Source organism: Rhodopseudomonas palustris, assembly GCF_034479375.1.
Taxonomy (GTDB): Bacteria; Pseudomonadota; Alphaproteobacteria; order Rhizobiales; family Xanthobacteraceae; genus Rhodopseudomonas; species Rhodopseudomonas palustris_M.
Genome location: NZ_CP140155.1, coordinates 4,898,762 through 4,912,707 on the forward strand (window position 1 = coordinate 4,898,762; position 13,946 = coordinate 4,912,707).

Here is a 13,946-nt window from a genome sequence, read left to right on the forward strand (position 1 = left end):
GGAGACCAAGATGACCGCAATCACATCCGCACAGCCCAATCGGCGCGACGTGCTGTTTCTGGCCACCGGCGCGCTGGCTACGGTCGGCACTGCTGCGGCGGTGTGGCCGTTCGTGTCGCAGCTCAACCCCGACGCTTCGACGATCGCCGCCGGCTTCCCGCTGGAGGTCGATCTGGCGCCGCTCGCCGAAGGTCAGGTGATCAAGGTGTTCTGGCGCGGCCAGCCGATCTTCATCAACCACCGCACGCCGAAGGAAATCGAATCGGCGCAGACCGCGGACTGGAAGAGCATGCGCGATCCGCAGCCGGATTCGGAGCGGGTCAAGGCCGGCCACGAACAGTGGCTGGTGGTGTCGGCGATCTGCACCCATCTCGGCTGCATCCCGACCGAGCATCAGGGCAATTACGACGGCTGGTTCTGCCAGTGCCACGGCTCGCAATATGACTCCTCGGGCCGCATCAGGCTCGGGCCGGCGCCGCTCAATCTGGCGCTGGTGCCGTACAAATTCACCGCCGACGACAAGGTCCTGATCGGCGAAGCCTGAGCGCGCCGCTGCTGCGAATCTGCTCGGTTCGTCGGGCAACCTGTTGCAGCCGGACAACCTCGCCGCATCCGCGGTCCTCATCCTGAGGAGCCCGGCGTAGCCCGAAGGGCGAAGCCGGGCGTCTCGAAGGATGGCTGCGAGTCCCTGCCGCCTCATGGTTCGAGACGCATCGCTGCGCGATGCTTCTCATCATGAGGAAACGCGCCCGCGCGGGGGCCGGGCATTCCGTCGCGAACATTCATCGTATCAACAAGAAAGACAACGCTATGCTGATCGCCGTCGCCAGCCAGAATTTCCGCACCGTCACCGGCCATGCCGGCAAGTCCCGCCGCTTCATGGTGTTCGATGCCGCGCCGGGGCGCGCGCCGCAGGAACTCGAGCGGATCGACCTGCCGAAGGAGATGTCGATCCACGAATTCAGCGAGCAGGGCGCGCACCCGCTCGACGCCGTCGACGTGGTGATTGCCGGCAGCGCCGGCGCCGGCTTCATCAGCCGGATGGCCGCGCGCGACGTCATCGCCATCACCACGGCGGAAACCGATCCGGTCGTCGCGGTGCAGACCTATCTCGCCGGCACCCTGGCCCCGGCCGCGCCGCACGATCACGACGATGAGGAAGAAGAGGGCGGCTGCGATTGCCATTGCGGCAACGCCGAGTAGTTTCGACGCTCCGCACGCACTTCCGTCATTGCGAGGAGCGAAGCGACGAAGCAATCCATGCTGCGCGTGTGGCGCTGGATTGCTTCGCTTCGCTCGCAATGACGCTATCAGTTCGTCATGGCCGGGCTCGTCCCGGCCATCCACGTCTTTTTCGCCTCAACGCTGCAGATCGTGGATGCCCGGCACAAGGCCGGGCATGACGGAGAGATGTGCGTTTCCAATTCCTGAGGTCGAGCCAGGTCGGAGCATCAGCCCGGCAATGACGGGCTGATGTGTCGCGCACTCACGAAAACGCGTTGCCGCTTCTCACGCCGAGCTTCTTGAACACGATCGCCGCCGGGCAGAAGCCGGTGAACGATGCCTGGATCATGTTCACGCCCGCGAACGCCGTCAGCAAAAACCAATACGGGCTGACCAGCCAGCCGAGCGTGAGGCTGGCGAGCACCACGAAGCCTGCGAAGGCGAGTACGGTCTGATCGATATTCATTGCAATCTCCCTCTGGCTGGAGCGTCGATTCGAGGGCTTGCCGGCCTCGACATCGTCCGTCCTGAAAACGTGGTTGACGTTATATTCGAATAATCGTATATACGCAACCATGAAAATACAGGTCGACCTCATGGAAGCCGCCGCCGACCAGGCCAGCGAATTGTTGAAGGCGCTGGCGAACCGGCATCGGCTGCTGATCGTCTGCCAGCTGATCGGCGGCGAGCGCTCGGTCGGCGACCTTGCGGGCGTCCTCGGCCTGCGGGATTCGACCGTGTCGCAGCACCTGGCGCTGCTGCGCAAGGACGGGCTGGTGGCGTCACGGCGCGATGCCCAGACGATCTTCTATTCGATCGCGAGCGAACCGGCTCGCGAGCTCCTGACCACGCTGTACCGGCTGTATTGCCCGGCGCCGCCCGTCCGGAAGACGGCAAGCAAACCCGCAAAGGCATGACATGCGCATTCCCGGATTGATCACGAGCGGCGCCCTCGCCGCGATCCTGCTCGGCGCGGCCGTCGCGCACGCCGCGACGCTGACGGTGGCGGTGCAGAAGGTGTCGGACGAGAAGGCGGTGTTCGCAACCGTCGAGAGCACCAGCGTGGTGCCGGCGCGCAGCCGGATCGGCGGTACCGTGATCGCCCTGAAAGTGCGCGAGGGCGACAGCGTCACCCGCGGCCAGGAAATTGCGACGATCGGCGACGACAAGCTGACGCTGCAGATGAATTCGCTCGACGCGCAGATGCAGGCGCTGCAGGCGCAGGCGGCTCAGGCGCAGCTCGATTTCGACCGCACCAGCGGGCTGGTCGAGCGCGGCACGCTGCCGCGGACCAAGCTCGACGAGGCGCGCACCGCGCTCAACGTCGCCGAGAACAATCTGCGCGCCAAGACTGCCGAGCGCGCGGTGGTGCAGCAGCAGTTCAAGGAAGGCCAGGTCTTGGCGCCCGACGACGGCCGCGTGCTGAAGAAGATGATTACGGTCGGCTCGGTGGTGCTGCAGGGCGACACCATCGTCACGGTGGCGCAGCAGCACTACAAGCTGCGGCTGCGGGTGCCGGAGCGGCACGCGCGATTCCTCAAGGCCGGCGACAGGGTGCGGGTCGACGGCGCCGAGTTCGGCGACCACACCGCGAAATTCGGCACCATCGATCTGGTCTATCCGCTGATCGAGGACGGCCGCGTCGTCGCCGATGCGACGGTCGAGGGGCTCGGCCAGTATTTCGTCGGCGACCGGCTGCGGGTGTGGATCTCCGGCGGCGATCGCCCGGCCGTCGTCATTCCGTCGCGCTACATCAAGACCGACTTCGGCATCGACTACGTCCAGCTCGGCGAGCCGGGCAAGACCGTCGCGGTGCCGGTGCAGCGCGGCCGCGATCATCCCACGCCGGACATGCCGGATGGCCTCGAGATCCTCTCGGGCCTGCGCAATGGTGACAGGTTGGTGCAGCCGTGAATCTCGGAATCTCAGGCCGTCTGACCAAGGCCACCATCCAGTCACCGCTGACGCCGCTGTTCCTGCTGGCCTCGCTCGTCGTCGGGCTGTTCGCGCTGGTCGCGATCCCGCGCGAGGAGGAGCCGCAGATCAGCGTGCCGATGGTCGACATCCGCATCAATGCCGACGGCCTGCACGGCCCCGACGCGGTCGAACTGGTGACCAAGCCGCTGGAGGCCATCGTCAAGGGCATCGACGGCGTCGAACACGTCTACAGCCAGACCGAGGACGATCGCGTCATCGTCACCGCGCGCTTCCTGGTCGGCACCAAGGCCGAGGATGCGATCCTGCGCGTCCACGAGAAGATCCGCGCCAATCTCGACCGGATTCCGGTCGGCATTCCCGAGCCGCTGATCGTCGGCCGCGGCATCAACGACGTCGCCATCACGGTGCTGACGCTGTCGCCGAAGCCGGAGGCGGCCAGCCGCTGGACCGACAAGGACCTCTACGAAGTCGCCGACAAGCTGCGCGCCGAACTGATGAAGGTCGAGAATATCGGCCTGACCTACATCTCGGGCGGCGGCGCGCAGCAGATCCGGGTCGAGCCCGATCCGGAGAAGCTGTCGCTGTACGGCGTGACGCTGCAGCAGCTCGTCGCCAAGGTGAAGGACGCCAACCGCTCGTTCCTCGCCGGCTCGGCGCGCGACGGCGGCGAGATGCGCAGCGTCTCGGCCGGGCAGACGCTGATGGGAATTCCCGATATCGGCCTGCTGCTGATCGCCACCCGCGACAACCGCCCGGTCTACGTCAAGGACGTCGCCTCGGTGATCGTCGGACCGAATGCCGCCGAGCACCGGGTGTGGAACGATGCGCGCCGCGACGACGGCACATGGGACCGCGTGCCCGCGGTCAGCGTCGCGCTCGCCAAGCGCGCCGGCGCCAACGCCGTGGTGGCGTCGCACGACATCAAGGCGCGGCTCGCCGCGCTCGAGGGCACGCTGATCCCGAACGACGTCGCCGTCACCGTGACGCGCGACTACGGCGAGACCGCCAACGAAAAGGCCAACGAGCTGCTGCTGCATCTCGGCATCGCCACGATCTCGATCGTGGTGCTGATCGCGATCGCGATCGGCTGGCGCGAGGCGGTGGTGACCGCGGTGGTGATCCCGACCACGATTCTGCTGACCCTCTTCGCCGCTAATCTGATGGGCTACACCATCAACCGCGTCAGCCTGTTCGCGCTGATCTTCTCCATCGGCATCCTGGTCGACGACGCCATCGTGGTGGTCGAGAACATCGCCCGGCACTGGGGGATGAAGGACGGCCGGCCTCGGCTGCAGGCCACTATCGAGGCGGTGGCCGAGGTCGGCAATCCCACCGTGATCGCGACCCTCACCGTGGTTGCGGCTCTGCTGCCGATGCTGTTCGTGTCCGGGCTGATGGGCCCCTATATGGCGCCGATCCCGGCCAACGCCTCGGCGGCGATGCTGTTCTCGTTCTTCGTCGCGATGGTGGTGGCGCCGTGGCTGATGCTGAAGCTCGCACCGCGCGAGGGCGCCGCGGTCGCCGCGCATGATGCGCACGACGAGGGCCGGCTCGGCCGGCTGTATCGCCGCATGGCCTCACCGATCGTCGCCAGCAAGCGCGCGTCGTGGATCTTCCTGCTCGGCGTCGGCGTCGCCACGCTGGCCTCGATGGTGCTGTTCTACACCAAGTCGGTGACGGTGAAGCTGCTGCCGTTCGACAACAAGAGCGAGATCGCGGTGGTGCTCGACCTGCCGGAAGGCGCGACGGTGGAAGACACCGAACGGACGCTGTTCGCCGCTGCCGACATCGCGCGCGGCCTGCCGGAAATCACCTCGGTGCAGAGCTACGCCGGCACGCCGGCGCCGTTCAATTTCAACGGCCTGGTGCGCCAGTATTACTTGCGCGAACGCCCCGAACTCGGCGAATTGCAGGTCAACCTCGCCGAGCGCGGCGATCGTTCGCGCGCCAGCCACGCCATCGCGCTCGATCTGCGCGAGCGGCTGAAGGCATTGTCGGTTCCGGCCGGCACCAGCCTCAAGGTCGTCGAAGTGCCGCCCGGCCCGCCGGTGATGGCGACGCTGCTCGCCGAGATCTACGGCCCCGACGCCGCGACGCGGCGCGCCGTCACCGCGGAAGTGAAGAAGATCTTCAAGGACGTGCTGTTCATCGTCGATATCGATGATTCGATCGGCCAGCCGCGCCCGCGGCTGCGGCTGTCGATCGATCAGGATCGGCTGGAGTTCTTCGGCGTCGAGCAGAAGGACGTCTACGACACCATTGCCACGCTGTTCGGCGGCACCTCGATCGGCTACTCGCATCGCGGCGAGGACCGCAACCCGATCGCCATCCATGTCGCCCTGCCGAAGCGCGATCTGGTTTGGAACGAGGCGCTGGCGTCGACGCCGGTGCCGGCCAACACGCTGCCCGGCGCCAAGACCGTGGTCGAACTCGGCCAGTTGGTGAAGGCCACCCGCGAAGTCGGCTCGCCGCTGATCTTCCGCCGCGACGGCCGCTTCGCCGACATGGTGATGGCCGAACTCGCCGGAAAATTCGAGGCGCCGCTGTACGGCATTCTCGAAGTCGACAAGCGCATCGAGGCCCATGATTGGGGCAAGCTGCCGAAGCCGGCGATCAGCCTGCACGGCCAGCCGTCCGACGAATCCCGTCCGACGCTGCTGTGGGACGGCGAATGGGAGATCACCTGGGTGACGTTCCGCGACATGGGCGCGGCGTTCGGCGCGGCGATCGTCGGCATCTACGTGCTGGTGGTGGCGCAGTTCAAGAGCTTCAAGCTGCCGCTGGTGATCCTGACGCCGATCCCGCTGACGCTGATCGGCATCCTGATCGGCCACTGGCTGCTCGGCGCGCCGTTCACCGCCACCTCGATGATCGGCTTCATCGCGCTCGCCGGCATCATCGTGCGCAACTCGATCCTGCTGGTCGATTTCATCCGCCATTCCGGCGGCGAGGGCAAAACCTTGCGAGAGGTGGTGCTGCAGGCCGGCGCGGTGCGGTTCAAGCCGATCCTGCTCACCGCTCTGGCGGCGATGATCGGGGCGGCGACGATCCTGCTCGATCCGATCTTCCAGGGGCTGGCGATCTCGCTGCTGTTCGGGCTGGCGTCGTCGACGCTGCTGACGGTGCTGGTGATCCCGGCGATCTACATCGTGCTGCGCGACAAATCGCCGACGCCGCCCGCCGTTCCGGTGGCAAAGGGATAGCATCGACGGCCGATCCGGGGCAGAAAGGTCCAATCCTCCAAGATGGATTGGAACCCTGACGATGATCACCCGACGATCGGCGCTGATGACGGCCCTGTCGCTCGCGCCGGCGCTGGCCGCGTCGAAGGCGTGGGCGGCGCCGGCCGCGCCGGCGTCGGACGACAACGTGCTGTCGACCGAGGCGGTGCTGCGCGACCCGGACATTCCGGTCGCCGGCAATCCCGACGGTGATATCACCATCGTCGAGTGGTCGGACTATCGCTGCCCTTATTGCAAGAAGGTCGCCCCCGATCTCAGGCAGGTCGTGAAGGACGACGGCAAGGTTCGTCTGGTGCTGAAGGACTGGCCGATCTTCGGCGGCATCTCGGTCGATGCGGCCAAGATGGTGCTGGCGTCGAAATATCAGGGCAAGTTCTTCGAGGCGCACGACGCGCTGATCGGCAGCACGGCCAAGCTCACGGCCTCCGGCATCACCGACTTGCTCGGCGCCGGCGGCGTCGACGTCGCGCGCGCGACAAAGGATCTCGAAACCAACGGCGCCGCGATCGAGGCGATTCTGGCACGGAACGATGCGCAGGCGAAGGCGTTCGGCTTCCAGGGCACGCCCGCCTTCATCGTCGGCCGCTTCCGGGTGCCGGGTGTGCTCGACGTCGCGATGTTCAAGCAAGCGATCAAGGACGCCCGCGAGGCGGCGAAGAAGACCGACAAGAAGTAACAGTTCCGGACACCGTCTCTCCTTGTCATTGCGAGCGTCCGGAGATCGGCAGCAGGCTCGGCCGTCATTGCGAGGAGCGAAGCGACGAAGCAATCAATGGGCTCAGTGCACGGCGCTCTGGATTGCTTCGCTTCGCTCGCAATGACGGAGGGAGGTCGGATTGCGGCCCCTCTCGCCGTCCGCTTGATCTGTATCATCTTCAACCGTTGGTGCTGCGCCTAGGCTGCGACGCCTCATCGACAGCAGGACGACGCTCATGCTGTGCAGACTCATCGCTATCGGTCTCATCGTGCTTCTCGGCGGGACGGCTGTTCAGGCCGTTTCGGATGCAGCGCACGCAGCGCCATGGCGAGCCGACGAGGGCAATACGCGCGGCTGGATGCTGATGTCGCCGCAGGAGCGCATCGCACATCAGGCGCGGGTGCGCGGCTTCACCGATTACGATTCCTGCGAAGCCTATCGCGCCGAGCATCACGCCCTGATGGTGCAGCGCGCGCGCGAGCGCGGCCTCGATCTGCCGGGCGGCCATTGGGATTTCTGCAGCCGCCTGAAGCGGAATTGAGCCGATGGCATCCCCCGCAGCGGCGCTGCAACGCTGGTCGATCCCGCTGCTCGCCTCTGTGGTGCCGCTCGCCTTCGTGGTGTGGGCATTTCCCGCGGGACTGGCGCCGCTGCGCGCGGCCGGCATCGTCACCGGCTGGCTCGGCTGCGGGCTGCTGCTGGTGAGCCTGCTGCTGATGCTGCGCGAGCCGCGGCTCGCAGGCTGGCTCGGCGGGCTGGAGCGGATGTATCGCTGGCATCACGTCACCGGCGTCGCCGCCTATGTGTTGCTTCTGCTGCATCCGCTCGCGCTCGCCGCCGGCAATCTTTCCGCGTCGCCGCGCCTCGCCTGGCAGACGTTGTCGCCGGTCGCGGAGAGCTGGCAGGTGTGGTCGGGCTGGCTCGGCCTGCTGCTGCTGATGCTCGGCCTCGCCACCACTTTCACCCCGAGCATCCGCTACGGCCTGTGGCGCTGGCTGCACGCGCTGCTCGGCATCGGTGTGGTGATCGGGCTGGTGCATCTGATCCTGCTCGGCATCGACGAGCCGGTGCTACCGATCCTCGCCGCGGCGGCAGGAATCCTCGGTTGGCGGCTGCTGCGCGGCGATCTCGGCCTCGCAGCGCGGCCCTATGCGGTCGCGGCGGCGCGCAAGCTGACCCCGCATTCGGTCGAGATCGAATTGCGTCCGCTGGCCGATCCGGTGACCGTGACCGCCGGTCAGTTCGTCCTGATCGCGTTCGGCAATGGCCCGGTCTATCGCGGCTGCGGTGAATTCCATCCGTTCACCGTCAGTGCGATCGGCCGCGACGGCGCGCTGCGTCTCGCCGTCAAGGCGCTCGGCGATTGCACCCGGCGGATGCTGGCGATCGAGCCCGGCGTCGCGGCGCGGGTGATCGGCGGCTTCGGCGGCCTGCTCGGCGAAGCCGGGGCGGCGCCGCAATTGTGGATCGCGGGCGGCATCGGCGTCACGCCGTTCGTCGCTCTGCTCAATGACGGCCCGCTGCGCCAGCCGGTGCGGCTGCTGTATCTGTATCGCCGCGAAGACGATGCGACCTATCTGTCGGAGCTGCGCGCGATCGCGGCGTCGGATCCGCAGTTGACGCTGCAGACGGTCGCGACCGGCGACGATCTGCCCGATCTCGACCGCCTGCTGCCCGCTGCCAGCGAGCTGTCAGGTGTGGAGTGCTATCTGTGTGGTCCGCCGGGGCTGGTTGTCGCGCTGCAGCAGGCGCTCGACGCGCGCGGCGTCGCCGCCCAGCACATCCACTTCGAAAACTTCGAGTTCAGATGATGCGCAGATTGTATTTCGCCGCCACCGCGACCTTCTGGATCGCCGTCTTCGGCTTCTGGGCCGGCAGCGCGCTGACGCCGGGCGCCCGACAGCCGGCGGTCGCCGCCGAACGCGACATCGCGGCGGCCGAACTCGCCCGCCACGCCACCCCCGCCGATTGCTGGATGGCGATCCGCGGCAGCGTCTATGATCTCACCGGCTACCTGCCGGACCATCCGTCGCGGCCATCGATCATCGAGCCGTGGTGCGGCAAGGAGGCGACCGACGCCTACAACACCAAGAGCAAGGGCCGCGCCCATTCGGGTGAAGCCGATGCGATGCTGCCGAAATACCGGATCGGCCGCTTCGTCACCGGCGGCGCGCAATAAGACTGGTTTGCAGTTGGCGCCAACGGCTCCGCCGGGCGGTTGCGTGACGGGCGGCGTCAGCATTCTGTCAGGCGATCAGGCCTAGAACCGGGCTGGTCGCAAGGGCTGCGGGAGCCTGCGCGCCGTCGGCCGTCAGGCCGGCCAAGCCAGCGAGATTCCAAGATAATCCATGCGCCGTCATTCGCCCATCGCCATCGTTTGTCTCGCTGCGCTGTTCGCCTGCGGCGTCGCGCGCGCCAGCGATGAGTTGCCGATCTCGGCGGTGCAGGCCGAGCGCGTCGGCATCGAGACCCTGCCGCTGGAGCAGCAGCCGGTCGCCGTGGGCCTCAGCTTTCCCGGCAAGATCACCGTGCCGCCCGATCGCACCCGGCTGATGAACGCGCCGTTCGGCGGCCGGATCGAGCGCCTGCTGGTGCGCACCGACAGCGCGGTCAAGGCCGGCGACGTGCTGGCCGAGCTGCAGAGCCCGGCGCTGGCGCATGCCCAGGCCGAATACCTCGTCGCCTACAACAAAGAGCGGCTGCTGAAGACCACGCTCGACCGCGAGGAGCAGCTCGCGCCCTACGGCGCGGTGCCGAAGAAGCAGGTCATCATCACCCAGAACGAATACGATCAGGCCCGCGCGACCGCCGCCGAGCGCCGCCAGGCGCTGTCGCATGTCGGCATGACCGAACCGCAGATCGAGAAGCTGACGTCGAGCCAGAAGCTCGATCCGAAGCTGACGCTGATTTCGCCGATCGACGGCGTGGTGCTGGAGAGCGCCACGATGCCGGGCCAGACCGTCGAGGCGCTGGCGCCGGTGTTCAGGCTGGCGCAGCTCTCGCCGCTGTGGGTCGAGATTCAGGTGCCGGCGCTGCGCGTCGAGGAATTCGCCGTCGGCGCCCGCGTCACCGTGCGCGGCCACGACTGCATCGGCCGCGTGGTGTCGATCGGCTCGAGCGTCGAGCCGACCTCGCAGACCGTGATCGTCCGCGCCGAATTCGACGAGCCCGATCCGGATCTGCGCCCGGGCCAGATGGTCGAGGCGCAGATCGCGTCGTCGGTCAGCGGCAACAGCGAGTGGCGGGTGCGCACCGGCGCGATGGTGCGGCGGGGCAGCGACGCCTTCGTGTTCGTGCAGACCTCGGGCGGCTTCGTCGCCACCCCGGTAAAGATCCGCGAGGAGCTGCCGCAATTCGCCGTGGTCAGCGGCAGCTTCCGCGGCGACGAGCGGATCGCGGTCCGCGGCGTCGCAGCGCTCAAGGGCGCGTGGCAGGGACTCGGCGGGGTCGAGTAGATGCTCGCGCGTCTGGTCGAATTTTCGCTCGCGCATCGCCTGCTGGTGGTGCTGGCCACCCTGCTGCTGATCGGCGCCGGTATCTACGCGGTGCGCGGCCTGCCGATCGACGCTTTCCCGGACGTCTCGCCGGTGCAGGTCAAGATCATCATGAAGGCGCCGGGTATGACGCCCGAGGAGGTCGAGACGCGGGTGACGATGCCGCTCGAACTCGACATGCTCGGCATCCCGAACAAGACCATCCTGCGCTCGACCACCAAATACGGCCTCGCCGACGTCACCATCGATTTCGCCGACGGCGTCGATATCTACTGGGCGCGCAACCAGGTCGCCGAACGGCTCGCCTCGGCGATGAAGGACATGCCGGACGGCCTGACCGGCGGGATGGCGCCGATCACCACGCCGCTCGGCGAGATGTTCATGTTCACCATCGCGGGCGGCGACCTCACTCTGGCCGAGCGCCGCACGCTGCTCGACTGGACGATCCGCCCGGCGCTGCGCACGCTGCCGGGCGTCGCCGACGTCAATTCGCTCGGCGGCTATGTCCGCTCCTTCGAGATCGTCCCCGACAATCTGGCGATGGCGTCGCACGGGATTTCGATCGACGTGCTGGAGAAGGCGATCAAAGCCAACAACCGCAACGGCGGCGCCGGCCGGCTGTCCGCCGGCGAAGAGGTGCTGCTGGTGCGCGTCGACGGCCAGATCCGCACCCTCGATGATCTGCGCGACATCGTGCTCGCCTCGCGCGACGGCGGCATGGTGCGGGTGCGCGACGTCGCCGAGGTGCGGATCGGCAGCATCACCCGCTCCGGCGCCGTGACGCGCGACGGCGAGAGCGAGGCGGTGCAGGGCCTGGTGCTCGGCCTGCGCGGCGCCAATGCCCGCGACGTGGTCGAAGGCGTTCGCGCCAAATTCAAGGAGCTCGCGCCGACGCTGCCGAAGGGCGTGACGCTCGACGTGTTCTACGATCGCGGCGATCTGGTCGGCCGCGCCATCGGCACGGTGTCGAAATCGCTGCTCGAAGCCACCGTGCTGGTGATCCTGCTGCTGATCCTGTTCCTCGGCGACTGGCGCGCCGCTTTGGTGGTGGCGCTGACGCTGCCATTGTCGGCGCTCGCGACCTTCGTGCTGATGCGCTGGGCCGGGATGTCCGCCAATCTGATGAGTCTCGGCGGTCTCGCGGTCGCGATCGGGATGCTGATCGACGCCGCGGTGGTGGTGGTCGAAAACATCGTCTCGCATCTGGCGCATGATCGCCACGGCGCGCGGGTGCCGCTGCTGCACCGGATCAATCAGGCGCTGCGCGAGGTCATGGTGCCGGTGACGTCGGGCATCGCCATCATCGTCATCGTGTTCCTGCCGCTGCTGACGCTGCAGGGGCTCGAAGGCAAGCTGTTCATCCCGGTGGCGCTGACGATCGTGTTCGCGCTCGCCTCGTCGCTGCTGCTGGCGCTGACGGTGGTCCCGGTGCTGGCCTCGCTGCTGCTGCGCACCTCCGGCCATCACGACACCTGGCTGGTGCGCAAGATCGGCGCGGCCTATGCGCCGGTGCTGCGGTTCGCGCTGCGCCGCGAAAAGGCGGTGCTGGCAGTCGCGGTGCTGGCGCTGGTCGCGACCGGCTTCGCCTATGTCCAGCTCGGCAAGATCTTCATGCCGACGATGGAGGAAGGCACGCCGATCATCAGCGTCGAGAAGCTGCCCTCGATCAGCCTGGAGGCGAGCGTCGATCTCGATCTGAAGATCCAGAGGGCGGTGATGGCGGCCGTCCCCGAAGTACAGAGCATCGTCGCGCGGGTCGGCTCCGACGAAATCGGCCTCGACCCGATGGGGCTCAATCAGACCGATACCTATGTGATCCTGAAGCCGCCGGCGGAGTGGCGCCGGCCGGACGACAAGGAATGGCTGTTGGGCGAGATCCGCAAGGCGCTCGCCGAATTTCCCGGCATCGGCTTCAGCTTCACCCAGCCGATCGAGATGCGCGTGCAGGAGATGATCATCGGCGCCCGCGGCGACGTGGTGGCGAAGATCTTCGGCCCCGACATCGCCACGCTGAACAGGCTCGCCGAACAGATCACCACGACGATGAAGGCGATGAAGGGCGCCGAAGACGTCCGCACCACGCTGAACACCGGCTTCGAATATTACAGCGTCAAGATCGACCGGCTGCAGGCGGGCCGGCTCGGGCTCGACGTCGATCAGCTCACCGCCGCGCTGCGCACACAGATCGACGGCGAACCCGTCGGCATCGTGGTCGAGCAGGGCCGCCGCACCCCGGTGTCGATCCGCGGCGCGGACGCTTTGCGCGAATCGCCGGCGCGGCTCGCCGGCCTCAGCCTGGTGCTCGCAGACGGCAAGTCGGTGCCGCTCACCAATGTCGCGCGGCTGGAGCGGATCGACGGCCCGGTCAAGATCGACCGCGAGAACGGCCGCCGGCTCGCGCTGGTGATGAGCAACGTCACCGGCCGCGATCTGGTCGGCTTCGTCGACGAGGCCAAGCGGGCGGTCGCCGAGCGCGTCGAACTGCCGGAGGGGTACGGCATCGTCTGGGGCGGGCAGTTCGAAAATCAGCAGCGCGCCGCGGCGCGACTCGCGATCGTGGTGCCGATCGCGCTGGCGCTGGTGTTCCTGCTGCTGTTCGTCACCTTCATGTCGTTGCGGCAGGCGCTGCTGGTGTTCGTCAACATTCCGTTCGCGCTGGTCGGCGGAGTGTTCAGCCTGCTGATGTCCGGCGAGTATCTCTCGGTGCCGGCCTCGGTCGGCTTCATCGCGCTGCTCGGCATCGCGGTGCTGAACGGGCTGGTGCTGGTGACGTATTTCAACACGCTGCGCAGCCAGGGCCTGCCGCCGGATCAGATCGTGGAGATCGGCGCGCAGCGGCGGCTGCGGCCGATCCTGCTCACCGCCAGCATCACCGCGTTCGGCCTGGTGCCGCTGCTCTACGCCACCGGCCCCGGCGCCGACGTGCAGCGGCCATTGGCGATCGTGGTGATCGGCGGGCTGGTATCGTCGACGCTGTTGACGCTGGTGATCCTGCCGGTGCTGTATCGCCGCTTCGGCATCGTTTCGGAGAAGACGGCATGAGCCCGCAGGTGCTGACGCTGATCGCGCCGGCGGCGCTGAAGGAGCATCTGGTCGCGGCCCTGCTGGCGCACGGGCCCACCGCGCAAGCCGGGTTCGTCGCGCGCGAGATCGAGGGTTATGGCGACGGCGTCACCTATGACAGCACGATCGAGCGGGTCCGTGGCCATGCGCTGGCCGTCGAGATCGTGGTGACCGCGCCGGACGCGGACATCCGCGGCCTGCTCGATGTGCTTCGCACCGAGATGGCCGGGCGCGGCGTGACATGGCGACTCTCTGCCGCGACGGCGGCCGGGACGCTTTAGTTCAGCC

At 67.6% G+C, this 13,946-nt stretch carries 13 protein-coding genes; 12 read left to right on the forward strand and 1 reads right to left on the reverse strand.

From position 1 onward, the window contains the following. Positions 1-10: 10 nt before the first annotated feature. Complete coding sequence (gene petA, locus SR870_RS22250) at positions 11-544, forward strand: ubiquinol-cytochrome c reductase iron-sulfur subunit (protein WP_322515666.1); 534 nt, start codon at positions 11-13, stop codon at positions 542-544. 266 nt (positions 545-810) lie between these two features. Continuing rightward, positions 811-1,203 carry a nitrogen fixation protein gene (locus tag SR870_RS22255; RefSeq protein ID WP_322515667.1) on the forward strand — a complete coding sequence of 131 codons (393 nt, stop codon included), beginning with the start codon at positions 811-813 and terminating at the stop codon, positions 1,201-1,203. Between the two features lie 283 nt (positions 1,204-1,486). On the opposite strand, the gene SR870_RS22260 is transcribed toward SR870_RS22255, so the two are convergent. After that, positions 1,487-1,690 (reverse strand): DUF2892 domain-containing protein, encoded by a 204-nt coding sequence (locus SR870_RS22260; RefSeq protein WP_322515668.1) that lies wholly within the window; start codon positions 1,688-1,690, stop codon positions 1,487-1,489. A gap of 130 nt (positions 1,691-1,820) precedes the next feature. Between SR870_RS22260 and SR870_RS22265 the strand changes: the two genes are divergently transcribed. The 10 genes from SR870_RS22265 (at position 1,821) to SR870_RS22310 (ending at position 13,939) form a co-directional block, all read left to right on the forward strand. Beyond that, on the forward strand, positions 1,821-2,141 hold the full coding sequence (locus SR870_RS22265; RefSeq protein ID WP_322515669.1) for a metalloregulator ArsR/SmtB family transcription factor: 321 nt from the start codon (positions 1,821-1,823) through the stop codon (positions 2,139-2,141). A 1-nt stretch (position 2,142) separates the two neighbouring features. Then, complete coding sequence (locus SR870_RS22270; protein WP_322515670.1) at positions 2,143-3,138, forward strand: efflux RND transporter periplasmic adaptor subunit; 996 nt, start codon at positions 2,143-2,145, stop codon at positions 3,136-3,138. Continuing rightward, a complete protein-coding gene (locus tag SR870_RS22275) occupies positions 3,135-6,365 on the forward strand; it encodes an efflux RND transporter permease subunit (protein WP_322515671.1) in 3,231 nt (1,076 codons plus the stop codon). Before SR870_RS22270 ends, SR870_RS22275 begins: the two co-directional genes overlap by 4 nt. 61 nt (positions 6,366-6,426) lie before the next feature. Continuing rightward, positions 6,427-7,080 (forward strand): DsbA family protein, encoded by a 654-nt coding sequence (locus SR870_RS22280; protein ID WP_322515672.1) that lies wholly within the window; start codon positions 6,427-6,429, stop codon positions 7,078-7,080. 256 nt (positions 7,081-7,336) lie between these two features. After that, complete coding sequence (locus SR870_RS22285; protein ID WP_322515673.1) at positions 7,337-7,642, forward strand: hypothetical protein; 306 nt, start codon at positions 7,337-7,339, stop codon at positions 7,640-7,642. 4 nt (positions 7,643-7,646) lie between these two features. Then, entirely contained in the window at positions 7,647-8,912 is a 1,266-nt protein-coding gene (locus SR870_RS22290) for a ferric reductase-like transmembrane domain-containing protein (protein WP_322515674.1), read from the forward strand. Continuing rightward, complete coding sequence (locus SR870_RS22295; protein WP_322515675.1) at positions 8,909-9,280, forward strand: cytochrome b5-like heme/steroid binding domain-containing protein; 372 nt, start codon at positions 8,909-8,911, stop codon at positions 9,278-9,280. Before SR870_RS22290 ends, SR870_RS22295 begins: the two co-directional genes overlap by 4 nt. Before the next feature lie 169 nt (positions 9,281-9,449). Then, positions 9,450-10,556 (forward strand): efflux RND transporter periplasmic adaptor subunit, encoded by a 1,107-nt coding sequence (locus SR870_RS22300; RefSeq protein WP_322515676.1) that lies wholly within the window; start codon positions 9,450-9,452, stop codon positions 10,554-10,556. Then, positions 10,557-13,637, forward strand: coding sequence for a CusA/CzcA family heavy metal efflux RND transporter (locus SR870_RS22305; RefSeq protein WP_322515677.1), 3,081 nt, complete (start codon positions 10,557-10,559; stop codon positions 13,635-13,637). Beyond that, positions 13,634-13,939 (forward strand): DUF3240 family protein, encoded by a 306-nt coding sequence (locus tag SR870_RS22310; RefSeq protein ID WP_322515678.1) that lies wholly within the window; start codon positions 13,634-13,636, stop codon positions 13,937-13,939. Before SR870_RS22305 ends, SR870_RS22310 begins: the two co-directional genes overlap by 4 nt. The last annotated feature ends 7 nt before the right edge of the window (positions 13,940-13,946 follow it).